Origin of the sequence: Streptomyces sp. MnatMP-M17 (assembly GCF_900091995.1) — a bacterium.
Classification (GTDB): Bacteria; Actinomycetota; Actinomycetes; order Streptomycetales; family Streptomycetaceae; genus Streptomyces.
In genome coordinates this window covers 1-1,468 of the sequence record NZ_FMDK01001157.1, presented here as the reverse complement: position 1 = coordinate 1,468, position 1,468 = coordinate 1, and the positions used below count along the sequence as shown (strand labels likewise).

At 71.7% G+C, this 1,468-nt stretch carries 2 protein-coding genes and 1 pseudogene; all 3 read right to left on the bottom strand.

Annotation, left to right across the window (positions count from 1 at the left end; genetic code table 11):
- Positions 1-292 precede the first annotated feature (292 nt).
- Positions 293-442 carry a hypothetical protein gene (locus tag GA0115259_RS40930; RefSeq protein WP_161230597.1) on the bottom strand — a complete coding sequence of 50 codons (150 nt, stop codon included), beginning with the start codon at positions 440-442 and terminating at the stop codon, positions 293-295.
- Between the two features lie 142 nt (positions 443-584).
- Positions 585-839, bottom strand: a complete 255-nt coding sequence (locus tag GA0115259_RS37255) for a WhiB family transcriptional regulator (protein ID WP_093604968.1) — start codon at positions 837-839, stop codon at positions 585-587.
- Positions 840-1,081: 242 nt separating this feature from the next.
- Positions 1,082-1,468: pseudogene (locus GA0115259_RS37250) on the bottom strand (hypothetical protein); the annotation flags it as partial.

Genomic DNA, 1,468 nt, shown 5'->3' with positions numbered 1-1,468 from the left:
CGCTCGTGCCGCGCGGAACTGCGCGGCACGAGCGGCCTGTATGCGAGGCAGGATCAGAACTCCCGCGGTGCTGGAACAGCGGGGTGTGGCCGGACTGGCGCCGACTGCGTCTGAGTACGGCCGTCCCGCTCGTGCGGAGTGGGAAAGATCGGCAGCAGAAGTGAGGGCGCTCACCGCTTGGGGCCGCCGCTGCTGCTGCCCTTGCTCCCGCCCCCGGTGCTGCGCTGGTTGACTTCCTTGAGCTTCTCGCTGACCTTCTTCTTCTCTTCCTCGGTCATCGGTCCGGCGCGCATCAGCAGTCCCCCTTGCACAGCCAGCGCCCGCACAGGACGCACGCGTCGTCGGCGGCGAGGGCGGCGCGGACCGTACGAGCCGCGTGGATGGGGATGGCGAGATACCGGGTGACGGCCCTTCGGGGCCGTGCGATCATCAAAAGTCGCACAGGGTGGTTCCTTCCACGAGTCCTGTGTGGTGCGACCCGGGTGGCCCCCCGGGTCGCTGGTGTCCTGCGACACCCCGCGGTCGCCGGACCCCGCCCGAGGGCAGAGTCCGGCGGCCACGGCGCATGCAGGGCAGCAGGGCAATCAGGCTGTTGAGCGGCCACGTCCGCGGGCGGCGCGACGCTTCAGCGAGCGTCGCTCGCTCTCAGACAGGCCGCCCCAGACGCCGTCGTTCTGCCCGGCTTCCAGAGCCCACTGGAGGCACTGCTCCATGACCGGGCAGCGGCGGCACACGGCCTTCGCTTCCTCGATCTGCAGGGCCGCGGGGCCGGTGTTGCCGATGGGGAAGAACAACTCGGGGTCCTCTTCGCGGCAGACCGCGTTGTGACGCCAGTCCATGCCGCTCACTTCCCCGCGCGGACGCGGCGCAGGGCCTCTTCGATGATCGGGTCATCGGGGGTGTCGTCGTTCCGTGCGATGCTGAAGGTGTTCAACTGGGCCTCCGTAACAGGTCCGTTCGATCAGCCCCCGGTGGCACCCGGGGGCTGTCGTGTTTCTGGTCGGCTGTCGTACGAGCAGCCACGGCCGCCCCCACCAGGGAGACAAGGTGGGGGCGGCCGTGGTCGATCGGGCGAAGGCCGTCAGCGGGTTCGGTACAGACGCGGGTCAAGGTGATCCCGGGCGATGGCGGTCATACGGGCGGCGAGCTGGCGGCTCGCGCCGCAGGGGACGCCGCTCTTGCACGCGGTGCAGCAGCCGCGGTGCTCATGGAAAGCGGTGCGCAGCTGCCCGTAGATCGGGGTGGCCGGGGCCGCGACAATCTGGGTGGTACGGCGGATCCGCCGACGCAGCTCGATGACGCTGGCGCAGCGGCCGGCGCGGCAGCGGGGGCAGTCGCCCTGGAGGTGTTCGGCGAGCTGCTCGCGCAGCGGGCGGGTGGCGGCGGGCATCTGGACCGGCGCGGGCGCCGCTTGAGGGCGGGGCTTGCGGATCGGGCGGGTGGTACGGCGGGGGGGGGGCGGGGGGTC